General features: G+C 69.9%; 25 protein-coding genes. 12 read left to right on the top strand and 13 right to left on the bottom strand.

The features are described 5' to 3' along the window. Window positions 1-21: 21 nt before the first annotated feature. Window positions 22-267 (bottom strand): zf-HC2 domain-containing protein, encoded by a 246-nt coding sequence (locus MRBLWO14_RS02510; RefSeq protein ID WP_096714735.1) that lies wholly within the window; start codon window positions 265-267, stop codon window positions 22-24. Beyond that, window positions 264-869 (bottom strand): sigma-70 family RNA polymerase sigma factor, encoded by a 606-nt coding sequence (locus tag MRBLWO14_RS02515; protein WP_341934904.1) that lies wholly within the window; start codon window positions 867-869, stop codon window positions 264-266. Before MRBLWO14_RS02515 ends, MRBLWO14_RS02510 begins: the two co-directional genes overlap by 4 nt. A 127-nt stretch (window positions 870-996) precedes the next feature. On the opposite strand from MRBLWO14_RS02515, the gene aroA reads away from it, so the two are divergent. From aroA to bcp, 3 genes are read left to right on the top strand one after another with little or no spacing between them, the layout of a single operon-like run. After that, the gene (aroA, locus tag MRBLWO14_RS02520; protein ID WP_341934905.1) at window positions 997-2,322 is read left to right on the top strand and encodes a 3-phosphoshikimate 1-carboxyvinyltransferase; all 1,326 of its coding nucleotides are present in this window, start codon (window positions 997-999) and stop codon (window positions 2,320-2,322) included. Beyond that, window positions 2,319-3,389: a ribosome small subunit-dependent GTPase A gene (rsgA, locus tag MRBLWO14_RS02525; RefSeq protein ID WP_341934906.1), complete on the top strand. Its 1,071-nt coding sequence runs from the start codon at window positions 2,319-2,321 to the stop codon at window positions 3,387-3,389. Before aroA ends, rsgA begins: the two co-directional genes overlap by 4 nt. A 10-nt stretch (window positions 3,390-3,399) precedes the next feature. Then, window positions 3,400-3,873: a thioredoxin-dependent thiol peroxidase gene (gene bcp / locus MRBLWO14_RS02530; RefSeq protein WP_341934907.1), complete on the top strand. Its 474-nt coding sequence runs from the start codon at window positions 3,400-3,402 to the stop codon at window positions 3,871-3,873. A 3-nt stretch (window positions 3,874-3,876) separates the two neighbouring features. On the opposite strand, the gene MRBLWO14_RS02535 is transcribed toward bcp, so the two are convergent. Beyond that, window positions 3,877-4,260, bottom strand: a complete 384-nt coding sequence (locus tag MRBLWO14_RS02535; RefSeq protein ID WP_341934908.1) for a hypothetical protein — start codon at window positions 4,258-4,260, stop codon at window positions 3,877-3,879. 233 nt (window positions 4,261-4,493) lie between these two features. Here MRBLWO14_RS02535 and MRBLWO14_RS02540 point away from each other — a divergent pair, with 233 nt between their 5' ends. Next, the gene (locus MRBLWO14_RS02540; RefSeq protein ID WP_017203224.1) at window positions 4,494-4,742 is read left to right on the top strand and encodes a WhiB family transcriptional regulator; all 249 of its coding nucleotides are present in this window, start codon (window positions 4,494-4,496) and stop codon (window positions 4,740-4,742) included. A gap of 69 nt (window positions 4,743-4,811) precedes the next feature. Here the strand turns inward: MRBLWO14_RS02540 and MRBLWO14_RS02545 are convergent, their stop codons facing one another. Further along, window positions 4,812-6,296 carry a histidine kinase N-terminal domain-containing protein gene (locus tag MRBLWO14_RS02545; RefSeq protein WP_341934909.1) on the bottom strand — a complete coding sequence of 495 codons (1,485 nt, stop codon included), beginning with the start codon at window positions 6,294-6,296 and terminating at the stop codon, window positions 4,812-4,814. 24 nt (window positions 6,297-6,320) lie between these two features. Then, on the bottom strand, window positions 6,321-6,707 hold the full coding sequence (locus tag MRBLWO14_RS02550; protein WP_341934910.1) for an Rv3235 family protein: 387 nt from the start codon (window positions 6,705-6,707) through the stop codon (window positions 6,321-6,323). 127 nt (window positions 6,708-6,834) lie between these two features. Here MRBLWO14_RS02550 and MRBLWO14_RS02555 point away from each other — a divergent pair, with 127 nt between their 5' ends. Then, window positions 6,835-7,446, top strand: coding sequence for a hypothetical protein (locus MRBLWO14_RS02555; protein ID WP_341934911.1), 612 nt, complete (start codon window positions 6,835-6,837; stop codon window positions 7,444-7,446). On the opposite strand, the gene MRBLWO14_RS02560 is transcribed toward MRBLWO14_RS02555, so the two are convergent. Then, complete coding sequence (locus tag MRBLWO14_RS02560; protein WP_341934912.1) at window positions 7,434-7,712, bottom strand: helix-turn-helix domain-containing protein; 279 nt, start codon at window positions 7,710-7,712, stop codon at window positions 7,434-7,436. The genes MRBLWO14_RS02555 and MRBLWO14_RS02560 overlap by 13 nt on opposite strands. A gap of 98 nt (window positions 7,713-7,810) precedes the next feature. Here MRBLWO14_RS02560 and MRBLWO14_RS02565 point away from each other — a divergent pair, with 98 nt between their 5' ends. Together MRBLWO14_RS02565 and MRBLWO14_RS02570 are read left to right on the top strand one after the other, a co-directional pair. Beyond that, window positions 7,811-8,431 carry an SAF domain-containing protein gene (locus MRBLWO14_RS02565; RefSeq protein WP_341934913.1) on the top strand — a complete coding sequence of 207 codons (621 nt, stop codon included), beginning with the start codon at window positions 7,811-7,813 and terminating at the stop codon, window positions 8,429-8,431. Continuing rightward, entirely contained in the window at window positions 8,428-9,669 is a 1,242-nt protein-coding gene (locus MRBLWO14_RS02570) for a P-loop NTPase (RefSeq protein ID WP_341934914.1), read from the top strand. Before MRBLWO14_RS02565 ends, MRBLWO14_RS02570 begins: the two co-directional genes overlap by 4 nt. On the opposite strand, the gene MRBLWO14_RS02575 is transcribed toward MRBLWO14_RS02570, so the two are convergent. Continuing rightward, entirely contained in the window at window positions 9,593-10,819 is a 1,227-nt protein-coding gene (locus MRBLWO14_RS02575; RefSeq protein ID WP_341934915.1) for a pyridoxal phosphate-dependent aminotransferase, read from the bottom strand. The genes MRBLWO14_RS02570 and MRBLWO14_RS02575 overlap by 77 nt on opposite strands. Window positions 10,820-10,896: 77 nt before the next feature. Beyond that, the gene (secA, locus tag MRBLWO14_RS02580) at window positions 10,897-13,707 is read right to left on the bottom strand and encodes a preprotein translocase subunit SecA (protein ID WP_341934916.1); all 2,811 of its coding nucleotides are present in this window, start codon (window positions 13,705-13,707) and stop codon (window positions 10,897-10,899) included. Between the two features lie 161 nt (window positions 13,708-13,868). Here secA and MRBLWO14_RS02585 point away from each other — a divergent pair, with 161 nt between their 5' ends. Together MRBLWO14_RS02585 and MRBLWO14_RS02590 are read left to right on the top strand one after the other, a co-directional pair. Then, complete coding sequence (locus tag MRBLWO14_RS02585; protein WP_341934917.1) at window positions 13,869-14,471, top strand: PadR family transcriptional regulator; 603 nt, start codon at window positions 13,869-13,871, stop codon at window positions 14,469-14,471. 63 nt (window positions 14,472-14,534) lie between these two features. Then, the gene (locus tag MRBLWO14_RS02590) at window positions 14,535-15,869 is read left to right on the top strand and encodes a hypothetical protein (protein ID WP_341934918.1); all 1,335 of its coding nucleotides are present in this window, start codon (window positions 14,535-14,537) and stop codon (window positions 15,867-15,869) included. Window positions 15,870-15,936: 67 nt separating this feature from the next. Here the strand turns inward: MRBLWO14_RS02590 and raiA are convergent, their stop codons facing one another. From raiA to mtrA, 5 genes are all read right to left on the bottom strand, one after another. Next, the gene (raiA, locus tag MRBLWO14_RS02595; RefSeq protein WP_341934919.1) at window positions 15,937-16,593 is read right to left on the bottom strand and encodes a ribosome-associated translation inhibitor RaiA; all 657 of its coding nucleotides are present in this window, start codon (window positions 16,591-16,593) and stop codon (window positions 15,937-15,939) included. 94 nt (window positions 16,594-16,687) lie between these two features. Then, window positions 16,688-17,383, bottom strand: a complete 696-nt coding sequence (locus tag MRBLWO14_RS02600) for a phosphoribosyltransferase family protein (protein WP_341934920.1) — start codon at window positions 17,381-17,383, stop codon at window positions 16,688-16,690. Between the two features lie 124 nt (window positions 17,384-17,507). Continuing rightward, window positions 17,508-19,226, bottom strand: coding sequence for an LpqB family beta-propeller domain-containing protein (locus MRBLWO14_RS02605; protein ID WP_341934921.1), 1,719 nt, complete (start codon window positions 19,224-19,226; stop codon window positions 17,508-17,510). Next, window positions 19,223-20,896, bottom strand: a complete 1,674-nt coding sequence (gene mtrB / locus MRBLWO14_RS02610; RefSeq protein WP_341934922.1) for an MtrAB system histidine kinase MtrB — start codon at window positions 20,894-20,896, stop codon at window positions 19,223-19,225. Before mtrB ends, MRBLWO14_RS02605 begins: the two co-directional genes overlap by 4 nt. Before the next feature lie 5 nt (window positions 20,897-20,901). After that, a complete protein-coding gene (mtrA, locus tag MRBLWO14_RS02615; protein ID WP_341934923.1) occupies window positions 20,902-21,582 on the bottom strand; it encodes an MtrAB system response regulator MtrA in 681 nt (226 codons plus the stop codon). Window positions 21,583-21,677: 95 nt separating this feature from the next. On the opposite strand from mtrA, the gene MRBLWO14_RS02620 reads away from it, so the two are divergent. Genes MRBLWO14_RS02620 through MRBLWO14_RS02630 form a run of 3 tightly spaced genes read left to right on the top strand, consistent with a single transcriptional unit; the run spans window position 21,678 to window position 24,939 of the window. Continuing rightward, the gene (locus MRBLWO14_RS02620) at window positions 21,678-23,117 is read left to right on the top strand and encodes a hypothetical protein (protein WP_341934924.1); all 1,440 of its coding nucleotides are present in this window, start codon (window positions 21,678-21,680) and stop codon (window positions 23,115-23,117) included. Then, window positions 23,114-23,752, top strand: a complete 639-nt coding sequence (locus tag MRBLWO14_RS02625; protein ID WP_341934925.1) for a DUF4129 domain-containing protein — start codon at window positions 23,114-23,116, stop codon at window positions 23,750-23,752. Before MRBLWO14_RS02620 ends, MRBLWO14_RS02625 begins: the two co-directional genes overlap by 4 nt. Then, on the top strand, window positions 23,749-24,939 hold the full coding sequence (locus tag MRBLWO14_RS02630; protein ID WP_341934926.1) for a DUF4350 domain-containing protein: 1,191 nt from the start codon (window positions 23,749-23,751) through the stop codon (window positions 24,937-24,939). The genes MRBLWO14_RS02625 and MRBLWO14_RS02630 overlap by 4 nt, the downstream gene beginning before the upstream one ends. Window positions 24,940-25,015: the final 76 nt, after the last annotated feature.

Below are 25,015 nucleotides of genomic sequence, written 5' to 3' on the forward strand. Positions count from 1 at the left end.
CGGGTCGACCCCACGCGGCGATCAGTGCTGCGCGGCCTGCACCTCACGCAGACGGGCGAACACCTGGTCGCGCAGCTCTTCGGGCGCCGTCTCCCTGCACGCCCTGGCGACGACCTCGGTGAGGGTCTTCGCCACGAGGGCCTCGTCACGGCAGGACGGGCAGTTCTCGAGATGCTCGCGGATCTCCGAGTGCTCGGTCTTGCAGACCTCGTTGCGGAGGTACTCCTCCAGATCCTGACGCGCCTTGTCGCAGCCGCAGTCGCTCATTTCCTGCTCCTCGTGTCGGCCGCGGAGATTCCCCGCTCCGCGGCATAGTCGGCCAGCAGCTCGCGAAGCATCCGCCTGCCCCGATGCAGGCGGCTCATCACGGTGCCGATGGGCGTCTTCATGATGTCGGCGATCTCCTGGTAGGCGAAGCCCTCGACGTCGGCGAGATACACCGCCAGGCGGAAGTCCTCGGGGACCTCCTGCAGGGCATCCTTCACGACGGATGCCGGCATGTGGTCGATCGCCTCGGCCTCCGCCGACCGGCTGTGCGAAGCGGTCGTCGACTCCGCGCCGCCCAGCTGCCAGTCCTCGAGCTCGTCGATGGTCCCCTGGAACGGCTCCCGCTGCTTCTTGCGGTAGATGTTGATGTACGTGTTCGTGAGGATCCGGTACAGCCAGGCCTTGAGATTCGTGCCCTGTGCGAACGTCGACCAGGACCCGTACGCCTTCACGAACGTCTCCTGCACGAGGTCCGCCGCATCCGCGGGATTGCGCGTCATGCGCATGGCCGCCGCATAGAGCTGGTCCATGAAGGGCAGCGCCTGCTCCTCGAACTCGCGTCGAGGGTCGCCGACCGTGTCTACCGTCTCGGTGTCATCCATCACCGGCCAGTCTAGGCCGCCGAGGCGCACCGAACCGCGTTCGAGCGTGGCGAGCATTCTCTCTCCTCCTGGGCGAGTCCGCGCCGATCGGTGAGGCGGGGACTCGTTGTTACTAAGGTGGGAACCGATGAGCGCCAACAGGTATTCCCCCTCCCCGGCCCAGGGCTCCTACGCCGCACCGACGACCGCCGATGCCGTGCGCGCCACGCTCACGATCCCCGGCTCGAAGTCACTGACGAACCGCGAGCTCATCATCGCCGCGATCGCCGACGGACCCGGTCGCCTCGTGGCGCCCCTGCACTCCGACGACTCCCGCCGGATGGTCGACGCGCTCCGCGCCCTGGGCGTCGGCATCGAAGAGGTCGACGGCGACGGCGAGTTCGGGCCCGATCTGGTGGTGACGCCGGCGAAGCTCCGCGGCGGCACGACGATCGATTGCGGCCAGGCGGGCACCGTCATGCGGTTCATCTCGCCTCTTGCAGGGCTGGCCGAGCAGGACGTGCATCTCACCGCCCACGAGACCGCGCTGCACCGTCCGATGGGCGGCCTCATCAGCGCCCTGCGCGACCTCGGCGTCGACATCGACGACGAGGGCACGTGGGCTCTCCCCTTCACGATCCGCGGCCACGGTCGCATCCGCGGTGGGCGGGTCGAGATCGACGCCTCCGCCTCGAGCCAGTTCGTCTCCGGTCTCCTCCTCGCGGCGCCGCGGTTCGACGTGGGGCTGCACCTCGTGCACACCGGCGAGCACCTGCCGAGCCTGCCGCACATCGACATGACGATCGAGGCGCTGAGCCGTCGCGGCATCCGCATCGAGCGGCCGGCCACCGGAGAGTGGCTCGTCGAGGCCGGCGTGCCCCGCGCGAAGGAGATCGCGATCGAGCCCGATCTCTCCAACGCCGCCCCCTTCCTCTCGGCAGCGCTCGTCACCGGCGGAGCCGTCTCGATCACGGGGTGGCCCGTGCACTCGACGCAGCCGGGCGCCCTGCTGCCCGAGATCCTCCAGGCCATGGGCGCGCACGTGAGCCGCCACGGCGGCGCACTGACGGTCAAGGCGGGGTCGGAGATCCGCGGCCTCGACCTCGACCTGTCCGCCGCGAGCGAGCTCACGCCGACCCTCGTCGGCCTCGCGGCGTTCGCTTCGGGCCCGACCACGATCCGCGGCATCGGACACATCCGCCTGCACGAGACCGACCGCATCGCAGCGCTCATCCGCAACCTGCGCGAACTCGGCGGCGAGGCGGAGGAGCTCCCCGACGGCCTGCGGATCATCCCCCGCGAGCTGCACGGCGGCGTGTGGATGGCGCACCACGACCACCGCATGGCGACGACCGGAGCGCTGGTCGGGCTGCGCGTCGCGGGGGTCGAGGTCGACGACATCGGCACGACCGCCAAGACCCTGCCGGAGTTCACCCTCCTCTGGGACAGGATGCTGCGAGGCGCGTCCGCGTGAGCTGGCTCGACGACTCCGACGACCTCGACGACGACTACGAGGAGTACGACGAGAGCGACATCCGCACGCGTCCGAACCCGAAGGCGAACCGCCCCCGCACCAAGCGCCGCCCCGCGCACGAGGACGCCCAGATCGGACGCGTTCTCGGCGTCGACCGCGGCCGATACACCGTCATGATCGGCGAGGACACCCCCGAGGAGCGGACCATCACAGCCGCCAGGGCGCGGGAGCTCCGGCGCACGCCCATCGTGACCGGCGATCGTGCGCGCGTCGTCGGCGACACCTCCGGGGACGAAGGCACGCTCGGTCGGATCGTGGGCATCGTCGATCGCACGTCGCTGCTGCGGCGGAGCGCCGACGACACCGACCAGGTCGAGCGAGTCATCGTCGCGAACGCCGACCAGATGCTCGTCGTGGTCGCGGCGGCCGACCCGGAGCCGCGAGAGCGACTGGTCGACCGCTACCTCGTCGCCGCGCTGGATGCCGGCATCCGCCCGCTCCTGGTCGTCACCAAGACCGACCTCGCCGACCCCTCCGCGTTCCTGTCGCACTTCGACGGCCTGGACCTGCGCGTCTTCACGAGTGCGCGCGACGAGATGCCCGTCGACGAGATCGGCGAGGCCCTCGTCGGCCACTCGACCGTGTTCGTCGGTCATTCCGGCGTGGGCAAGTCGACGCTCGTGAACGCGCTCGTGCCGGGCGCGCTGCGCGCGACAGGCCACGTGAACCAGGTCACGGGACGCGGACGCCACACCTCCTCGTCGACGGTCTCCCTGCGCTACGAGAGCCCCGGTGGCCGGGGCTGGGTCATCGACACCCCCGGAGTGCGCTCGTTCGGGCTGGGACACGTCGATCCCGCGAACATCCTCGCGGCGTTCACCGAGCTGGCGGCGATCGCCGAGCAGTGCCCCCGCGGCTGCACCCACCTGCCCGACGCTCCCGACTGCGCACTCATCGAAGCAGCCGAGCGCGGCGAGCTGAGCGAGACCGGCAGGGCGCGTCTCGATTCGCTGCAGAGGCTGCTGCAGACGTTCGCGGACAAAGCGGAGCAGACACCCGGCCGCTAGGCTGGGAAGCGTGACTGAGCGCCTCGACACCGGATCCGCAGCCCCCGATTTCACCCTCCGCGACCAGGACGGGAACGAGGTCTCCCTCGCCGACCTCCGCGGGCGGAAGACGGTCCTCTACTTCTACCCGGCGGCCATGACACCCGGCTGCACGACGCAGGCCTGCGACTTCCGCGACAGCATCTCCTCGCTCGAGGGCGCCGGCTACCGCGTCATCGGCATCTCGAGGGACGAACCGTCCAAGCTCGCGGCCTTCCGGGAGCGCGACGGTCTCACCTTCACGCTGCTCAGCGACCCCGACCATGCCGTGCACGCCGCCTACGGCGCCTGGGGCGAGAAGATGAACTACGGCAAGGTCGTCGAGGGCGTCCTCCGCTCGACCTTCGTGGTCGACGAGGACGGCACGATCACGCTCGCCCAGTACAACGTGAAGGCCACCGGGCACGTCGCGCGGCTGCGCAAGCAGCTCGGCATCGACGCCTGAGCCTCACTCCGTCGGGCGCGGGTTCTCCGCTCGGGCGCTGGCGACGAGCAGTGCGAAACCGAGGGCGCCCGGCACCCCGACCGCGAGGGTGAAGAGCCACTGCACCGGCTGGATCGTGAGCGACGCGAGCGCGAGGGCGACGGCGAGGACCTGGAACACGATCCCTCCCGAACGCGCCCACGAGCGCCCGGCGTTGGCCCCGATCGCGAACGCGATGAGAGCGGCCGCGCCGATCAGTGTCAGGACGATGAGCGCCAGCGCGGTCGGCAGCGACGCGGCATCCCCCGCGCCGAGGCCGACCAGCTCGATCAGAGCGAAGACGACGAGCGCAAGGCCCTCCAGAACGAGGACGGCGGCGGCGGCGCGAGCCAGGGCTGGTGAGCGCACGATGTCTCCTGAGAATCGAATGAGAAGCGAAGAAACCCTTGATTTCGCCGGTTTCATGTAACAGAATAGACAGCGTCATGTGCTCCCACAGCGGCGTGGGGCGGGCTTCGTGCCCGCATCACAGAATGCGGGCATCCGTCCGTATCTCAACAGGGTAGCTGAACCCGAACTGCGACCCGAAATCCGAGTCGTCGCGCTGCGACGTCTCACAAGTCCCACACCGAGGAGCCCCCATGGATTGGCGCGACAAAGCCGCCTGCCTGACTGTCGACCCCGAGCTTTTCTTCCCGGTCGGCAACACCGGCCCGGCCGTCGACCAGATCGAGAAGGCGAAGACCGTGTGCGCCACCTGCACGGTCACCGAGATCTGCCTGCAGTACGCCCTCGAGACGAGCCAGGACTCCGGCGTCTGGGGCGGCCTCTCCGAGGACGAGCGTCGCGCCCTCAAGCGCCGCGCGGCTCGCGCCCGCCGCGCCTCCTGAACCGCGTCGCGCACGAGCGCGATGAGAAACGGCCCGAGACATCGTCTCGGGCCGTTCTCGTGAACAGGATCAGGCGGTGAGCCACCGCAGGGGGATGTCGATCACGACCTCCGTGCCCTCCCCCTCGCTCCCCCGCCACTCGATCGATCCTCCGAGCTCGCCCTGGATCAGGGTGCGGATGATCTGCGTGCCGAGGCCCTGGCCGATGCGTCCCTCGGGGAGGCCGTGACCGGTGTCGCGCACCGTCACCCGCAGGTTCTCCTCCGTGCGGGCCGCGTCGATCTCGACGATGCCCTCCTGCCCCGCGAGGCCGTGCTCGACGGCGTTCGTGACCACCTCCGTGAGTGCGAGCGCGAGCGGCGTGGCGTACTCGCTCGGGAGAACGCCGAACCGACCGGTCGACTGCGTGCGCGCTCGCGTGTTGGGCGCTGATGCGACCTCAGCGACGAGCTTGAGCACGCGGTGGAAGACCTCGTCGAAGTCGACCTTCTGCGTGAGGCCCTGCGCGAGCGTGTCGTGGACGACGGCGATCGCGTCGACGCGGCGCATGGCCTGCGTGAGAGCATCCCGCGCCTCGTCCGAGTGCGTGCGCCGCGCCTGGATGCGCAGCAGCGACGCCACCGTCTGCAGGTTGTTCTTCACGCGGTGGTGGATCTCGCGGATCGTCGCGTCCTTGGTGATGAGCTCCTGCTCCTGGTGGCGGAGCTCCGACACATCCCGGCAGAGCACGATGGCGCCGATGCGGGTGCCGTGATCCTTGAGCGGGATGGCCCGCAATGAGACCGTCACCCCGCGCGCCTCGATGTCGGTGCGCCACGGAGCGCGCCCGGTCACGACGACCGGCAGCGACTCGTCGACCTGACGGGACGGCGGCACGAGGCGGGTCGTGACCTCCGCCAGCGACTCCCCCTCCAGCTCGTCGTCGAAGCCCATGCGGTTGAACGCCGAGAGCGCGTTGGGGCTCGCGAACGTCGTAATGCCGTCGACATCGATGCGGATGAGGCCGTCCGACGCCCGCGGCGCACCGCGACGGGGCGATGTGGGCGCTGCGAGGTCGGGGAAGCTGCCGTCGGCGATCATGCGAAAGAGGTCGTTCGCGCACTCGTCGAACGTGATCTGCTGGCGAGAGGGCGTCCGCGCCTCTCCGAGGTTCGTGTGGCGGGTGACGACGCCGATGACGGATGCCGCGCGCTCGGCGTCCTTGCGCTCGATCACGATCGGCACGGCCCGCACGCGTGTGGGCGTCTCCTCGAACCAGTCGGGCGACGAGGAGTCGACGATCTCCGCCGAGTCGAACGCGCCCTGCACCTGCGTCCGCCACTGCGGACGCACGCGCTCACCGACGATGTCGCGGTAGAACAGCGTCGCCGCGCCGCTCGGGCGCGCGTGCGCGACGGCGATGAAGGAGCCGTCGTCGGTCTGCACCCACACGACGATGTCGGCGGAGGCGAGGTCCGCGAGCAGCTGTCCGTCACCGGCGAGGCGATGCAGCCACTCCACGTCGTTGTCGGTCAGAAGCCCCTGGGCATGGGCGAGATCACTGAGGGTTGACACCCTTCCAGCCTAGAGCGCGCCGGCTCAGGGGATGGCCAGAGAGGTCGTGCGCCAGCGGCGATCGAGCCCCTCGAGGCGCGCGGCGACCGCGCGTGTGCGGCCGGGCCCTGCCACGACGATGACCGCCTCGACGATGCCGTCGACGGGCTCCGAGGTGCGGATCGAGAGGATCTCGAACGTGGGCCGCGCCGGGGGGACGCCGCGCGCGCTGCGAGCACGCGCGGAGAGGTTCGCCCTGGTCACGAGGCTGCGGTAGGCCTCCTCGCTGAACCAGCGTGCGAGCTGGTCCACCTCCCGCACCCCGGCGAGCACCTCCAGCACTCCGCGGGTGATGCTGCGCAGCAGCGGGTGGGGATCGGGCAGCTCGGTACGGGGCGTCGGCTGCGGGCCGAAGTACTCGTGAAGCGACATCTGACAGCACTCTCCATCCGGGAAACTGCCGTCAGTAGAGCACGCGCGCGAGCGCCGATCCGGGGCTTCTCGCGAACAATGTGGATAACTCGTACATGCCCGCAAGGCGTCGCCTACGGTAGTGCGAGTGCACTGGGATCGCCTGTTCGAAGACCTCGAGGGTCAGCTCGCCTCGGAGTGGGAGAGCGAGCGGGCGGCCCTCGATGCCGAGTCGGAGCGACTCCGCATCTCGCGCCTCGATCTCCGCGACCGATTGCGGATGCTGTGCGGCGCCGGAGCGTCGACCGTGATCGACGTCGCCTCAGGGGCCCGCGTGCGTGTGCGCCTCCGTGCCCTCGGCGCCGACTGGGTCGCGGCCGCCACGGTCGAAGCCGAAGGCGCGCGGCGGGCGCCGTCGACGAGGATCATCCCGCTGTCCGCGATCCGCTCGCTCGGCGTCGATCACGGACTGCTCCTCGCGAGCCTCGACGGCCCGGATGCCGAGGCTGTGGCGCTGCGCGAGCGGATGTCGCTCGGGTTCGTGCTGCGCGACCTGGCCCGCCGGCGCATCGCGGTGCGGGTCTTCCGCTCGGACGGGTCCGAACTGCAGGGGACGATCGATCGCGCGGGTGCGGATCACCTGGACCTCGCGCTGCATGACGCGGGCACCGCCCGGACGATCGCCGCTGTACGGGACTTCCGCGTCGTACCCTTCGCGGCCCTGGACTCCGTGCAGATCGCCGGAGATCACATGCCGTGAGCGCGAGAGGTACCCCACACCTCGGGGAAGCTCGCCTCGTTCGCCTGGCGCCAGAGCGCCATACGTCGTGCCTCCTCCGACTGCTCCGCGAGGTACTCGGTGAGACTCGTCTCCTCGACGCGCCAGCGAGCCGGGGACCCGAGACGCGATCCGCGCAGTCGCCCCTGATAGACGAGCTCGATCACCTCGTCGATCTCGATGGAGAGCAGCTCGGCGACCTGCGCCGGCGCGAGGAAGCGCACAGCGGGCGGAGTCGAGTCGGGCATGCCCCCATTCTCCTCCCGGCGCACGGACCCGCCACGAACACCGTCACGCTGTGGATAACTCCGGGTCGACACCGCGCGGATCTGTGAGCATGGCCCGCATGAACTCACACCCTCGGCCTCGTCGCGCGTTCTGGGGCGACGTCCGCTTCCTCGTCGGTCTCGGCATGATCGCGGCGTCGCTCGCCGGCGTCTGGCTGGTGGTCTCCTCGGCGGGCGCGACCACGCCGGTGCTGCAGGCCACGCGCACGATCGTCGAAGGAGAAGCCGTCGGGTCCGACGACTTCCAGGTCGTCGAGGTGAACCTGAGCTCGCTCACCGACCGCTATCTCGCGCCCCAGGACCTGGACGGCGGGTCCGTGGCATCCCGCACCCTCGCCGCCGACGAACTCGTCCCGGACTCCGCTGTCGCGGACGCCGAGAGCCGGCGCACGACCACGATCGTGATCGAGACGGGCACCGCGGTACCGGGCGGCGTGGCCGTGGGCAGCCCGGTCGAGCTCTGGCAGTCTCGGATGCCGGAGGACGGCGCAGCCCCGGAGCCTCCGAGCATCCTCGTCGACGCCGCGACCGTCGCATCGGTCGTCGAGGACGAGGGCGTGCTCGCGTCCTCGGACGCGGGCGTCGAACTGGTGATCGAACGATCGGATGTCGCCGCCGTGCTCGCGGCGATCACCGGCGGCGCGAACCTGTCGATCGTCCCGATCGGCACCGCGCGATGACGTCCGTCGTCGTCGCGATCCCCGAGCCCCGCGCGTCCGCGCTCGTCGCGGAGCTGGAGCTCGAGGGCGTCGCTGCGTCCGTCGCGCCGGCCGGCGCTTCCCTGCCTCTGCCCGCGGGATGCCGCGCTGTACTCGTCCCTGCGCTCCGCGAGGTGCTCACGCCGGACTTCGTCGCGAACTGCGACCGTGCCGGCGTGCGCATCCTGCCACTCGGCGGTCGCGACAGCCGCGTGCTGGGCCGCTACGGACTGGCGGCCGCGCTGTCGAGCACCGCGAGCGGCTGGGAGGTCGTCGCCGCTCTGGAGACCGACGCGCCCCCGATCGAGGCGGCTTCCGGGCCGGCGGCCGCCCCTCACCGCGTCACCGTCGTGTGGGGGCCGCAGGGCTCACCTGGTCGATCGACGATCGCCGTCCAGCTCGCCGTCGAGCTCGCGCGCCGTGGACGCAGGACGGCACTCATCGACGCAGATACCGTCGCCCCGGCCACCGCCCTCCTCCTGGGCCTCGGAGACGAGTCCCCGGGGATCGCCGCAGCGTGCCGCCGAGCCGAGATGGGCGCGCTCGACGACGCGGAGCTCACGCGTCTGGCGATATCGCTGCCGACGAGCGGCGGCACCGTCGACGTCCTCACCGGGATCAGTCGCCCCGGCCGGTGGGCGGAGCTCTCCTCGACGCGTGTGCGTTCGACCCTCGCCGTGAGTCGCGCCTGGGCCGAGGAGTGCGTCGTGGACGTGTCAGGCGCCCTCGACGCCGATGACGAGGCGACCTTCGACGTGACGGGTCCGCGCCGTCACGCCGCCACCGTGGCCGCACTCGACGAGGCGGACGTCGTCGTCGCGGTCGCTGCGGCCGACCCGCTCGGCATCAGTCGTTTCGTGCGCGATCACGCCGAACTCCGGCGACTCGCCCCGAGAGCGAGGATCCACGTCGTCGTCAACAAGGTGCGCCCCGGCCCCCTGGGCATCGACGCCCGCGGACAGATCCGCAGCACGCTCGATCGCTTCGCCGGGATCACGGACGTCTCTTTCCTGCCGTTCGACCAGCGGGCGACGGATGCCGCGCTCCTGCACGCTCGACCGATCGCCGATGTCGCCCCGCGATCGACTCTCGTCTCCGCCATCAGACGCCTCGCCGCAGAGCTCGTCCCCGAGCCCGGCGCCGCTACTGGCGATAGCTCGCGAGGAAGTTCCCGAGGCGCTCGACGGCTTCTGCGAGGACGCGCGGCTCCGGGAGCGTGACGATGCGCAGGTGGTCGGGAGTGGCCCAGTTGAAACCGGTCCCCTGTACGAGCAGGATGTGCTCCGCCACGAGGAGGTCGTAGACGAGCTTCGCGTCGTCGCGGATCTCGTGGACGTTCGGATCCAGACGGGGGAACGCGTACAGCGCGCCCTGCGGCTTGACGCACGAGACTCCGGGAATCGACTCGAGTCCCTGCCACGAGATATCGCGCTGCTCATGCAGCCGGCCGGTGGGCGCGATCAGCGCGTCGATGGACTGCACCCCGCTGAGCGCGGCCTGCAGCGCGTGCTGGGCGGGCACGTTGGGGCACAGCCGCGTGGAGGCGAGGAGGTTGATCCCCTCGAGGAAGCCCTTGGCGTGCGCCTGCGGCCCGGTGATGACGAGCCACCCCGAGCGGTAGCCCGCGACCCGATAGGTCTTGGAGAGGCCGTTGAACGTCAGGCAGAGCAGGTCGGGCGCGACCGTCGCCGTGGGGATGTGCACGGCGTCGTCGAAGAGGATGCGGTCGTAGATCTCGTCGGAGAGAAGCAGGAGCTCGTGCTCGCGTGCGATCTTCACCATGCCCTCGAGGATCTCGCGCGAGTACACGACGCCCGTCGGGTTGTTCGGATTGATGATCACCATCGCCTTGGTGCGCGGCGTGATCTTCGACCGGATGTCCTCGAGATCGGGCTGCCACCCGTCGTTCTCGTCGCACAGGTAGTGCACCGGCGTTCCGCCGGCGAGGCTCGTCATCGCCGTCCACAGCGGATAGTCCGGCGCCGGGATCAGCACTTCATCGCCCTCATCCAGAAGCGCCTGCATGGTCATCGTGATGAGCTCGGACACGCCGTTGCCGAGGAACACGTCCTCCGGGTCGAACCGCGGGAAGCCCTCGATCTGCTCGTACCGGCTCACGACCGCGCGGCGCGCGGAGACGATGCCCTTGCTGTCGCTGTAACCGTGGGCCGTCGGAAGCGCCGCGAGCATGTCGTGGACGATCTGGTGCGGTGCCTCGAACCCGAAGATCGCGGGATTGCCCGTGTTGAGCTTGAGGATCCGGTGACCCTCCGCCTCGAGCCGCGCCGCCTCGACGAGCGTGTTCCCACGGATCTCGTACAGGACGTTCTTGAGCTTCGACGACTGGTCGAAGTGGCGCGATGGTGTCATCGGCCAAGCCTACAGCGACGAGAGGAGGGCCAATCCTCACGGACTGGCCCTCCTCTCGCGGTGGTCTCGACCGCGCGCTACTTCTTCTTCTTGGCCTGCGCCCGACGCTCTTCGCGGTTGCCGGCGGGCTGCGCCGGCGCGGCATCCGTCCGCTGCCCGAAGGCGCCACGCGGCGCCTCCTGAGCGGGTGCCTCCTGCTGCGGGGCCTGCGCCCGGGCCGCGGCCTGGCGGAGACGATCCGTGGCGGCCTGCTGCACCTGTCCGCGATCGTTGCGCACCTCGACCTCGCCGGCGTCGTTCGCCGCGGAGTACTCGAGACGCTGCTCGGCCGCTCCGTCCGCGAGCCCCTTGGCCTCGACCTCGGCGGTGTCGGAGTCGCCAGCCCGACGCACCTCGACCTCGAGGTTGTAGAGGTACCCGACCGACTCCTCCTTGATCTGCCCCATCATCGACTGGAACATGGCGTAGCCCTCGCGCTGGTACTCGATCAGCGGGTCGCGCTGCGCCATGGCGCGCAGGCCGATGCCGTCCTTGAGGTAGTCCATCTCGTACAGGTGGTCGCGCCAGCGGCGGTCCAGCACCTGCAGCACCACGCGACGCTCGAGCTCGCGCGTCGCGGCCTCGCCGAGAGACTCCTCGCGCGCCTCGTAAGCGATCTTCGCGTCCGACAGCAGCTCCCGGGTGAGTCCGTCCGCCGTGATGCCGCCCTTGCGTCCGGCTGCCTCCGACACGACCTCGTCGATGGTCACGCTGACCGGGTAGAGCGTCTTGAGCTCGGTCCAGAGAGCGTCGAAGTCCCAGCTCTCGTTGTGGCCCTCGCCGGTGTGGTCGCGGACGACGCCGCTGATCGCATCCTCGATGAAGTGCTGGACGCGGTCGGCGATGTCGTCGCCCTGGAGGATGTGACGGCGGTCGGCGTAGATGGCCTCGCGCTGGCGGTTGAGGACGTCGTCGTACTTGAGGACGTTCTTGCGCATCTCGGCGTTGCGCGCCTCGACCTGCGACTGCGCGCTGCGGATGGCCCGCGACACGAGTCCCGACTCGATCGGCACGTCGTCGGGGAAGTTCGTGCGCGAGAGGATGGCCTCGGCTGCCCCCGACTGGAAGAGACGCATGAGGTCGTCCGTGAGGCTGAGGTAGAAGCGGCTCTCACCGGGGTCTCCCTGACGACCGGAGCGGCCTCGGAGCTGGTTGTCGATACGCCGCGACTCGTGCCGCTCGGTGCCGAGCACGTAGAGTCCGCCGGCTTCGATGACCTTCTCGGCCTCCTCCGCGACGACGGCCTTCATCGACTCGTAGGTCTCGTCCCACGCGACCTCGTACTCCTCGGGCGTCTCGACCGGGTCGAGACCCTTGCTCTTCAGCTCCTGCACGGCGAGGAACTCGGCGTTGCCGCCGAGCATGATGTCGGTTCCGCGACCCGCCATGTTCGTGGCGACCGTGACGGCTCCGAGCCGACCGGCGCGCGCGACGATCTCGGCCTCGCGAGCGTGGTTCTTCGCGTTCAGCACCTCGTGCTTGACGCCCTTCTTTGCCAGCAGCCGCGAGAGGTACTCGCTCTTCTCGACGCTCACGGTTCCCACGAGCACCGGCTGTCCCTGCGCATGGCGCTCGGCGATGTCCTCGACGACCTGCGCGAACTTGGCGGTCTCGTTCTTGTACACGAGGTCCGACTGGTCCTTGCGGATCATGGGCTTGTTCGTCGGGATCGGGATGACGCCGAGCTTGTTCGTCGACATGAACTCGGCGGCCTCGGTCTCGGCGGTACCCGTCATACCGGCGAGCTTGTCGTACAGGCGGAAGTAGTTCTGCAGCGTGACCGTCGCGAGGGTCTGGTTCTCGGCCTTGACCGGCACGCCCTCCTTGGCCTCGATGGCCTGGTGGATGCCCTCGTTGTAGCGACGGCCGACGAGGATTCGCCCCGTGTGCTCGTCGACGATCATGACCTCGTCGTTCATGACGACGTAGTCGGTGTCCTTCTTGAACAGCGCGAGCGCCTTGATCGAGTTGTTGAGGAACGAGATCAGCGGGGTGTTCGCCGACTCGTACAGGTTGTCGATGCCGAGGTAGTCCTCGACCTTCTCGATACCGGGCTCGAGCACGCCGACGGTGCGCTTCTTCTCGTCGACCTCGTAGTCCTCCCCCGCCTCCAGGGTGCGCGCGATCTTCGCGAACTCGGCGAACCAGCGGTTCGCCTCGCCGGACGACGGACCGGAGATGATGAGCGGCGTCCTCGCCTCGTCGATGAGGATCGAGTCGACCTCGTCGACGATCGCGAAGAAGTGCTCACGCTGGACGAGGTCCTCCTTGCGCCACGCCATGTTGTCGCGCAGATAGTCGAACCCGAACTCGTTGTTCGTGCCGTAGGTGATGTCGCACGCGTACTGCTCGCGCCGCACGGCCGGGGTCTGACCGGAGACGATGATGCCGGTACTCATTCCGAGCGCGCGGTAGACACGGCCCATGAGCTCGGCCTGGTAGCTGGCGAGGAAGTCGTTCACGGTGATCACGTGCACGCCCTGACCGGCGATCGCGTTCAGGTAGGCGGGGAACGTCGCCACGAGGGTCTTGCCCTCACCGGTCTTCATCTCGGCGATGTTGCCCAGGTGCAGGGCTGCGCCGCCCATGATCTGCACGTCGTAGGCGCGCATGCCGAGGGTGCGACGGGCGGCCTCCCGCACGGCGGCGAAGGCCTCCGGCATGAGCTGGTCGAGCGTCTCGCCCTTCTCGTACCGGGCACGGAGCTCGGCGGTCTCGTTGCGCAGCTCGTCGTCGGTGAGCTTGGAGATGTCCTCTTCCAGCGCGTTCACGGCCTTCACGACCTGGTTCAGACGACGGATGACCCGCCCTTCACCGGCGCGCAGCAGCTTCTCAAGAGGATTGGCCACAGATGTCATCTCCCTGTCGATGGGTCCCGCGCCGCCGCCCATCGGGCGGGGCACAAGGCATACCTTGTCATGTTACCGGGCCGTGACCTGCACGTCGCCTGCATGGCGCGCGGCATGCCCGTTTCCCGGTATGTATATTGGTCGCGAGTCCAGGAGGTCCCATGTCCGTGCGTCAGAGCCTGCTCGCGATCCTCGCGCAGGGACCGTGTTACGGCTATCAGCTGCGCCACGAGTTCGCCCGGCGCACCGGGGCCGTGTGGCCGCTCAACGTCGGACAGATCTACAACACCCTGGAGCGTCTCGAGCGCGACGGTCTCGTCAGCCGTGACGACGCCGACGCGCAGGGACACGTCTACTGGGAGATCACGCCCGCGGGTGCCGCGGAGGTCGCACTGTGGCTGTCGGGCCCCGCCGAGCGACCTGTCGCCCCGCGCGACGAGCTCGCGATCAAGGTCGCACTCGCGGCGACCCTGCCCGGCGCCGACGCCTCCTCCCTGATCGATGCCGAGCGCGCCGCTGTCGAGAGTCGTCTGTCCGGGCTGCGTCTGCTCCGCTCCTCACACGAGGATGGCGGCCCCGAGGATCTCGCGCACTCCCTGGTGCTGGACTCGATGATCTTCGCGGCCGAGGCGGAATCACGATGGCTCGAGCATGCCGGCGCCCGTCTCGCCGAGCATCCTCAGCACTCGCTCTCCCTCGCACTCGACGTCGATCGCCCCAAACGCGGTCGCCCGGTGCGTGTGGAGCGTGACGCCCTCGTCTGATCCCCGTTCGCCTGAAGCGGATGCACAGCCACCCGCGATGCCCGGGAAACTAGGATCTGTGTCATGGCTGGAATATGGGGCAGACGCAAGCGCGAACAGGAAGAACTCGCCGCACAGGATGCCGATCTGGCACGTCGTGCCGAGCAGGCCCTCGTCGCGGCCGACGAGCGCATCCGCACGACCTCGGACGAGCTGGTGTTCGCTGAGGCAGAGCTCGGCGATTCGCTCACGAGCGACCTCCGCACGGCACTCGCCGCCGTGCGCACACACCTTCGCGAGGCGTTCCAGCTGCACCAGCTGAACCACGACGAGATCCCCGACACCCCTGAGGAGCTTCGCACGCGCAACGCACGCATCGTGCAGCTGTGCGACTGGGCGCAGGACCTCCTCGACGAGAAGACGGCCGATCTCGCGGAATCGGTCGCGAAGGTCCGGCGCGCTCCCGAGATCATCGCGCAGGTGCGAGCGGATGCCGCGGCGCTGAGCGAGCGCATCCCGCAGACGAATGCGACCGTCGCCCGTCTCTCGAGCCGGTACTCCGATTCGGCCATGCATCAGATCACGGCGAGCGCCGCGGAGGCGGAGCAGCTCATCGCGTTCGCCACGCATGGCGCCGACGTCTCGGAGCGCCGCCGCGAGGCGAAGCAGAACGAGGAGGCCAACCTCGCCCTGGAGACCGCGACCGAGGCGACCCGCCGAGCGTCCGCCCTCCTCGACGCAGTGGAGGATTTCGAGATCGAGGCGCTCCGCGCGGAGTCGACTCTCGCCGAGGTCGTGGCCGACTCGCGATCCGACCTGATCGCAGCACGGACCGCCCCGCAGGTCCCGGCCGTCGCGGCCGCCGTGACCGACCTGCAGAACGCACTCAGTGCTCTCTCCCCCGCGGGCTCGCCCGGCGACCCGTTCGCGGAGCTCTCGCAGCTGCGGGCTGCGAACACGGCCCTCGACGATGCGATCGCCACCGCCCGCCATCGCGCCGAGCACCCGCTCCCCAGCATCCAGCAGGTGCAGCACGCGATCGATGACGCAGACCGCCAGCTGGGCGTGGCCCGCGGCCTCATCGCGGGTCATCGCGGCTGGATCGGCGCCGACGCCCGCACCCGCCTCGCCGAGGCCGAGCGCCTGCGCGTCGACCTCTCGGACCTGCTACCCGCAGAGGAGACGAGGGAACAGGCCCTCGCCGGCGCGCGCCGTGTGGCGCACCTCGCCTCCGAGGCGCTGCAGCTCGCGCAGCGCGACATCGACTCGTCCCGCCCGCAGGATCAGTGGGGCGGCGACGGCTGGGGCGGCGGTGGCGGCTGGGGCGGCGGCCGTCGCGGCGGAGGCGGCGGGGACATCGCCTCCGGCATCCTCGGCGGGCTCGTGATCGGCAGCCTGCTCGACGGGATGTTCGACTGACCGCTCGCGCCGCAGACGCACAAGACGGCCCGCTCCTCTCGGAGCGGGCCGTCTTCGTGCGTCGGGGCTACGAGGCGAGCGCCTCGGCGGGCGGCGCCGACGTCTCGAGCGCGATCACACCGTAGTCCCAACCCTTGCGCCGGTAGACGACGCTCGGGTGATCGGTGCGCGCATCGACGAAGAGGAAGAAGTCATGGCCGACGAGCTCCATGCGGTCGACGGCCTCCTCGACGGTCATCCACTCCGGATCGAAGCTCTTCGTGCGGATCACGACCGGCGAGTAGACCTCGTCCTCATCGCTCTGCACGGGGATGCTGCCCGTCGCGACGGCGCGGAGCACGTCAGCCGAGGCGGGCTGCACGTCGATCCCCTCCAGAGCGCCGCTCTCCTTCTCGAAGTGAGCGCCGCGCGGGTGCTGGCGGCCGTCGACGCGCTTCTCCTTCGCGCGACGCAGCTGCTCCGCCATCTTGTCGACCGCGAGGTCGAAAGCGACGAACTTGTCGCCGTCGGTGGCCTCGGCGCGGACCACGGGCCCCTTGCCGATCAACGTCAGCTCGACGGTCTCGTCGGGAACACGACCGTTGCGATACACGCGGTGCGTGACCTTCACGTCCAGGCGTTGCGCTCGCGCTGCGAACGTCTGGATCTTGGCGATCTTCTCCTCGACAACGGTTCGGAAGCGATCGGTGATACCCACTCCGACGCCGACGATGCTCGTTTCCATTGCTGCCTCCTTGTCCCGGTCCACCCGGCCAAGGGCGGACCGTGGTCGCCTTGTGACCCCCCACCGTAGTCCGGTCGAGAGCGGATGTCACGGGTCACTTCCGCCGTGTCGGCGATGTATCGGATGTGAATCCGCTGTGCTTCCCGTGAAGAGGCGTGGCCGCCAGAGCGACCGCCGCCACCACCTCGAAGCCCGCCCGTTCGAGCACGGACGCTGCCTCATCGATGGTCGCGCCCGTGGTGACGACATCGTCGACCAGGACGACACGGGCTCCCACCCCGGGAAGGCGCGCTCGCACGCTCCCCTCGGCGTTGCGCGCACGCGCTGCGACGTCGAGCCCGCGCTGGTCGCGCCTCGCGCGCGAAGCGGACAGTGCCCGCAGCGGGCGCACACCCGCGCGGCGGATCAGCAGTTCGGGAACGCGGTAGCCACGACGCCGGAAGGCGGCTCTGGAGGTCGGCACCGGCACCACCGAGACACCCGATCCGGCGACGGACACCAGGACGGCGGCGAGCGCGATGCCCAGAGGACGCGCGAGGAGGGTCTCGCCGTCGTCCTTCATCCGTCGGATGCAGCGCGCCGCGACCCCCTCGTAGGTGAGCGCGGCACGCACCACACGTCCCTGCGGCGTGCGCACGTCGACCGGGGAAGCCTCAAGCCGCCCCCGGCACGGGTCGCACAGGAGCGTGCCGGGCTCCGCGCAGCCGGGGCACGTCCCCGACAGGAGGAGGGCGAGCGCTTCCCTCCCCAGGCTTCGAATGCCGGTCGCGACGACGGAGGGATCAGCCATTCGCCGATCATGACCCGACCTGCGGCCCGGCGTGGAGCTGGATCGCCCAGCCCGTCGATGCCTGTGGAGCACTCCGCCTCAAGCCGCCTCTGTGCAGAGGCGGCGTGAAGGTCATCCGTGGCGCTCAGTGCCCTGCGCGGGTGGCGAGCAGCTGCACGCCGCTCGTCGCCTGACTCCAGGCAGAACCGCTGCGTGCGAAGACCGCACCCTCGGCGCTCAGGATCCGCACCCCCGAGGCCGATCGCGACCCCGCGATCGTGAGCGCTCCCGCGGGTGCCGACTCCACGGTTCCGGTTCCCCCGACGATCTGCGTCAGCACGATCCGGTCGTCCGTGTCGCCGAGCACAGCGAGTCGGTCAGGACCGAGCCACACGAGGCCGGATGCGGTGCCCTGCAACTGGGTGATCTCCTCGGTCGGCCCGAGTGCCGTCGGCACGCCGTTCTCATCCCTGATGATCGCCGAGACGACGACCCAGCGCTCGCCGCCGACGACGATCACCGCCGCGATGCGGGCTCCGTCCGCCGAGACGCGGATCGCCGAGACCTCCGATGCGCCGGGCCACGCGTCGGCGACCGGCGTCTGTGCGACGTCGACGCTGGTGGCCTGCAGCGCGGACGGCGCGTTCACAGGGACGGACCACGTGTAGTCGAAGGGATCCATCGATGGACGGATGAGCGACGAGCGCTGGTCGAGCTCGTCGACGTTCCCGTTGCCTGCAATGTAGACGTGCCCGTCGCCCAGCTGCACAGCGGCGTGCGACCCATCGAGCGCGACGTCGACCGCGGTGATCGGTTGCGTGAGCGCGAGGATCTCGTCCGAGACCCCGGGCAGCGGCGTGATCTCCCCGCCGACCAGGTTGCCGAACATGCCGTCCTTGAGGACGAGGCTGCCCCCGTCCGCAGGATCTTCGACGAGCTTGACGACACCCGCGTCGAGTGTGCGCCCGTCGATGCTGAACCGCACCTGGCTCACCTGCACACCTGCCGCGAGGAACGTCTCCTGCAGCTGCGTGCGCATGCGGGCGAGCGTGACCTGATCCAGGCCGGAGGCCGCTCCGTTCAGCGCCACGTCGGCGACCTGATCCGCATCGATCGGCACGGCGTCGCGCGCGAGCTGCACGCCAGCGGGGAATGCGTTCTGCACCGCGGGATCGAGCCAGGGGCTCGGCGCGCCGCCGATCAGAGCCTGCGCGATGGTCGTCGCGATGGTGGCGCGCCGTGGGAACCAGCGCACATCGGGAACGAGGCGCTCCCAGGTCTGGTCGTAGAACTGCAGGGCGTAGTCGTCGTAGACGCGCGAGAAACGGGATTCGTCGAGGACGACGCCGTCCGGCGCCTCGGAGATGCGCCACTGCCCGTCGGTCCGCACGACGACGAACGACGAGGTGGATGCCCCGAAAGCCTCCGAGTACGCTCCGGTGCCGTCGACGCTCGCCAACTGATCGAAGGTCACCCGGACGTCGGCGGTGTCGCCGTCATCCACTTCGGCGTCGTCCTCGACGGTCGAGGCGAACGACCGCGACGCAGCGCTCACATCGATCGACACCCCGGTAGTCGGTCGCCACTGCGCCGCCATCTCGGGCGTCATGAATCGACGGGCGGTATCCCAGTTGTCCGCCGGGGTGATGGCCGCCTCCACGAAGCCTTCGACGATCTCAGCGGGGCCGGCCCCGTCGACGGGTCCTGACGCCAGGGGCAGGAAGTCGGGGTCTTCGGGCGAAGCTCCGAGCGCGAGGCCCGGCTGCACATCGCCGGTGGTGGGGAGACCGGTGCACGCCGACAGTGCGAGCATCGCTCCGGCGAGCGCGATGGCGGCGAGACTCCGCCGTGGCGACGCTCTCATTCGAGGCTCCCTCGGTCGAACAGCTCGGCGGGCAGGTCGGCGAGCTGGATCGGCTGCGTCGCATCGCCCATTCCGGCGAGCGGCTCCTGCGGCTCGACGGGGATCGGAGACGGCCCGTCGAGGACCGCGCCGCGCGGGATGGTCAGAACGAAGTTCGTGCCGACTCCGAGTTCTGACCAGACGGCCAGGGTCCCGCCGTGCAGCGTCGCGTCGCCGAGCGCGATGGAGAGTCCGAGTCCGGTGCCGCCGATCGTTCGCTGGCGCGACGGGTCCGCCCGCCAGAAGCGGTCGAAGACCCGCTCCGCATCGGCCGGGTCCATCCCGAGCCCGAAATCGCGCACCCCGGCCGCGACGGCGTGCTGGTTGCTGTCCACGGTCACCACGATCGGGCGTCCCTCCCCATGCTCGATCGCGTTGCCGATCAGGTTGCGCAGCACTCGGCGCACGCGGCGCGGATCCATGTCGACGGGCGAGTATCCGCCGGGCGCGACGAGCCGCAGCTCGCTGCCGCGTCCGTCGGCGAGCGGCTGCATCTGCTCGATGATGTCCTCGGCCAGGTGGGCCAGGCTCGTGGCCTCGAGCTCGAGCTGCACGGAGCCCGCGTCGTACCGACTGATCTCGAGGAGGTCCGACAGGAGAGTCTCGAAGCGTTGCACCTGGGTGTGGAGCAGCTCCGTGGTGCGCGCCGTGGTCGGATCGAACTCCTCGCGCTGATCGTTGAGCATGTCGGCGGCGAGGCGGATCGTCGTCAGAGGCGTGCGCAGCTCATGCGACACGTCGGACACGAAGCGCTGCTGCACGAGCGACAGCTCACCGAGCTCCTTGATCTGCGCCTCGATGCTGTCGGCCATGGCGTTGAAGGATCGACCGAGCGTCGCGATCTCGTCTTCCCCGTGCACGTCGATCCGCACTCCGAGGTCTCCCGAAGCGAGGCGCGCGCTGGTCTCCGCCGCCTCCACGATCGGCGTGGAGACGAGGCGGAGGACGATCGAGGAGATCACCGCGACGATCGCCACGAGTCCGATGCCGGCGATCCACAGCGTGCGCTGCACAAAGGTGAGAGTGCTGTCCGCATCGGCGAAGTCATACGCGAAGTAGATGGCGAACGGGCCGGCTTCAGGCACCTGCAGCTGCTGCCCCACGATCACGCCCGGCACCGTGCGACCGCCGAGGTCGATCCCCGCGGACTGCCAGGACTGCCAGTCGTCGAACTCGATCACCCGATTGCGGAGGGCGGGGCTGATGAAGTTGGCGCTGAGACCCGCGGTGAAGCCGTTGAGCGGGCCGGCGACCTCATCGTTCACGCGGAAGCCGGCGAGACCCTCGGCGGTCGAGTTGCGGCCGAGATCCTCCTGGACGCTGTCCCACAGTTCCTGTAGAGCAGCCGGATTGTCTCCGAGCGCAGCCGAGTCCAGTGTGGTCTGGGCCTGGTCGATCGAGCGCCGGGCGTCTTCGAGAGCCTGATTCTTCCGCGATTCGAAGAGGTCGTTCTGGATGACGAGGGCCATCGTCACGCAGGTGATGAGGATCGCCGTCGAGGTGAGGAGGAGCGTGATCGCCAGCGTGCGGAACCGCAGCGACCGTCGCCACAGGGCACCGAGCACGTCGGGCCACCCTCGCCAGTCGCGGAGGACGGCGACCGCGGTGGTGGTCGCTGTCGTCGCGGCCATGGGTCCTAGCCCGCACTCCCGGCGCGGTAACCGACACCGCGCACCGTCATGACGATCTTCGGGTTGTCCGGGTCGAGCTCGACCTTGGCTCGCAGGCGCTGCACGTGCACGTTCACGAGGCGCGTGTCGGCCTTGTAGTGGTACCCCCAGACCTGCTCGAGGAGCATCTCGCGGGAGAACACCTGCTGCGGCTTGGAGGCGAGCGCGACGAGCAGCTGGAACTCGAGCGGCGTCAGCGCGATCGGGACGGTGCCGCGGCGCACCTCGTGTGCGTCGACGTCGACCGTGAGATCGCCCACACGCAGCTGCTCGCCGACTGTGGACGGAGCCGGGCGCAGCCGGGTGCGGATGCGGGCCACGAGCTCCTTCGGGTTGAACGGCTTGACGATGTAGTCGTCGGCGCCCACCTCGAGCCCTCGCACCACGTCGGCCGTGTCGCTGCGCGCGGTGAGCATGATGATGGGCACGCCGGACTCCGCGCGGATGCGGGTGCAGATCTCGATGCCGTCCATGCCGGGCAGCATGAGGTCGAGCAGCACCAGATCCGGGCGCTGCGAGCGCCATTCCTCGACAGCCTTGGCGCCGTCGGCGCAGAACACCGGCTCGAAGCCCTCGGTGCGCAGCACGATGCCGATCATCTCGGCGAGCGCGGTGTCGTCGTCGACCACAAGGATGCGTGAGGTCATAACTGTTACCTTATGGCACTCAGTCCCACGACTCGGCGTCTGCGCGCGCGACGTGTGTTATGACACGATGGGAGCGCACGACGGAGGGAGTGCCGGTGACCGGCCAGACGTGGACCCCAGCCCCCAAACGGGGCATCATCCCCCTGCATCCGCTCACTTTCGGGATGCTGCTCGGCCGATCCTTCTCGGCGCTGCGCCACAACCCGAAGGTGCTCTTCGGTTTCGGCGTCGTCATCCAGTTGGTCGTCGTCGTGTCGAGTGCGGCGGTGATGGGCTTCGTGTTCGCGACCACCTTCGCGCGACTCGAGTCGCTCTCCCCGTCGTCGCCGGACTTCGAGGCGGTGCTCGCCGGCACGATCGGCATGAATCTCGTCGCCGGCATCGCGGTCGGATTGGCCTCGATCGCCTTCACCGCCCTCATGCAGGGCGTGGTGGCCGCCGAGATCGGCAATGCCGCCGTGGGCGTCAAGGCCTCCCTCGGCGCCCTGTGGAAGAAGATGCTCCCGGCGTTCTGGCGCCTGGCGGCGTTCGCGTCGCTCTCGGTCGCGTTCGTCTTCGGCATCATCGTGATCGTCTTCCTCATCATCGCCGGATTCATCGCCGGCGGCCTCGGCGGCTCCATGGAGGCGATCGGCGGACTCGTCGTGCTGCTGATCCTGCTCGTGCTCGCCACCATCCCGCTCGTGGTCTGGCTCACGACCAAGCTGCTGCTCGTGCCGTCGATCCTGGTACTCGAGCGCGCGAAGTTCCGGGATGCACTCGTGCGCTCCTGGCGTCTGACGCGCGGACGGTTCTGGGTCGCCTGGGGAGTCACCTTCCTCATCGGCGCGATCATGGGCCTGGCGATGCAGGTGGTCAACATCCCCGTGGCGCTGCTCAGCTCGATGCTCGGGACGGTCATCGCCCCCACGGGTTCGACCGACCCCTCCGCGATCCTCGGGTTCGTGTTCGCGCTCCTCGCCCCGCAGATCCTCCTCCTCGTGCTCCAGGCGATCACCCTGGTGGTGCAGAGTACGGCAGGCACGCTCGTCTATCTCGACTGCCGAATGCGTTACGAGGGCCTCGACCAGGCGCTCATCAGCCACGTCGAGCGCCGCGATCTCGGCTGGTCCGAGGAGCAGCTCGGCGATCCGTTCGTCATGGACCCCGAGCGTGCGGTGACCAGCGCCCCGCCGCCCAAGCAGGTGCCCGAATGGGCGATGAACGCGCCCTACCAGGCGGCCGGATATCCCGCGCAGCCCTATCCCGCCCCGCAGTACCCTGCTCAGTCCTACCCCGCCCAGCCCTACCCCGCGCAGCCGTACCCCGCGCAGCCCTACCCCGCGGCGGCACCGCCGCAGGGGTATCCCGCGCAGCCTCAAGCCCCGTCGCCGTACCAGGGACAGACCTCTCCGGCGCCTCCCGCGTATCCGGCCCCGCCGGCCGCCCCCGCCCCGCCCGCGCCCGCCGCTGCCCCCGCGCCCCCGGCGCCTCAGACCGACGACTCCGATCGCACGTGGGCGGCGCCGGGATCCGGCCCGCACGGACCCGCATGATCGCTCTCCTCGACGTGTTCGCCCCGGACGGCGACGAAGCCAGGCGCTGGGCGGAGGAAGAGCTCGCCGACCCACGGTATGCCGACGCCAAGCCGACGTGGTTCGACATGGTCTCGCGCGACATCGGACGCTTCCTCGCCGATCTCTTCAGCTCCGACAACGGGCAGAACGTCGGGCCGACCGCGCTGATCGTCGTCTGCGTCATCGTCTTCGCCGCTCTGGTGGCCGCGCTCATCATCTGGGGCAGGCCGCGGCGCGGACGCGTCGTGCGCCGTCCGATCACCGGGCTGCTCGGCGCGGACGACGATCGCTCGGCATCCCAACTGCGAGCGGATGCCGAACGCGCCGCCCGTTCCGGCGACTGGGACGAGGCGACCGTCCTGCGATTCCGTGCGCTGGCCCGCGGCCTCCTCGAGCGCGACCTCATCGACCCCTCACCCGGCGCGACCGCACAGGCGATCGCCCGCGAGGTCTCACGGGCGTTCCCCGCCGAGGCCGGCGCCGTGCGACGCGCGGCGACGTCGTTCGACGACGTCCGCTACCTGCGGCATCCGGCGACTGCGGAGAGCTACGCCGAGCTCGCGGCCACGGACGACCGACTGCTCGCGCTCCGACCGCAACTGGCGACAGTGTGACGACGGCGACCGAGCACCAGCTGACGTCGACCGCGGATCGGCCCGATCCGCGACGGCGTCTGAAGGCGTTGATCGGATGGGCGGTCGTCGCGGCGCTCGTCCTTCTCGGGGTCTTCGTCGCGACGCAGGTGGCCACGCAGATGCCCGGCGGCCGGGGTGGACTCGACCCGGAGGGGGTCGGCGATTCCGGGACACGAGCGCTCGCAGAGCTGCTGCGCGATCAGGGCGTGGAGATCGAGGTGGTGCGCTCGCGCTCCGAGGTGCGTGCCGCGCTCGATGCGGATGCGACTCTCGCGATGGCGAATCCGTACACGCTCACCGACGAGGGCGTCGCCGACCTCATCGAACCAGCGGACCGCGTCGTCTTCCTCTCCGCCAGCACCCACCTCGTCGCCTTCCTCGGTCTGGGCGACAACGCGACCGCCGACTCGACCGAGGTCGAGGCCGACTGCGACATCCGCGAGTTCGCCCGGGTCGGCAGCATCCGCCCCGACCGCGTCTTCGCCCCGGATCCCGGGGTGCAGGGCTGCTTCGGCACCGAGGACGCCGCCGCGGTGCTCGTCGGAGAGGTCGACGGCCAGAAGCGGACCGTGGTCGAGGGAGCGCGGCTGTTCAGCAACGCGTACCTCGCCGAGAACGGCAACGCGGCTCTCGCACTCGCTCTGCTGGGGCAGACCGACAAGGTCGTCTGGTACGTCCCGAGCTTCACCGACACCGACATCGAGGCGGCGGAGCCGGACACCCTCGGCTCGCTCACTCCGGGTTGGGTGACTCCCGCGATCCTCATGCTCATGCTCGCCGCCCTCGCCGCAGGCCTGTGGCGAGGGCAGCGCTTCGGCCCGCTCGTCGCCGAGACGCTGCCCGTCACGGTGCGAGCCTCGGAGACGATGCTCGGTCGCGCACGCCTCACAGCGAAAGCCGGAGACGCCGCCCACGCCGCCGAGGCGATCCGCGACGGGAGTCGACGGCGACTCGCCCGCCGGCTGGGGCTGGCCGTGCAGGCGAGCGCCGACGAGGTGGCCGACGCCGCATCCGACCGGCTCCGCATCCCCCGCGGTTCGCTGCAGACGCTGCTCGCCGGCCCCCTTCCGACGGATGACGCCGGGCTCGTCGAACTGGCCCGTCGCCTGAGCGAGCTCGAGGACGCCGTCGACGACACCCTCCGCGAGATGCGGAGACCCGAGTGAACGACTTCTCCCCGCCCCCGACCACACCGAATCCGACCGGAAGCCGAGGCCCCAGCGTGACCCCTGAGAACCCCAC

This window comes from Microbacterium sp. LWO14-1.2, assembly GCF_038397715.1.
Lineage (GTDB): Bacteria > Actinomycetota > Actinomycetes > Actinomycetales > Microbacteriaceae > Microbacterium.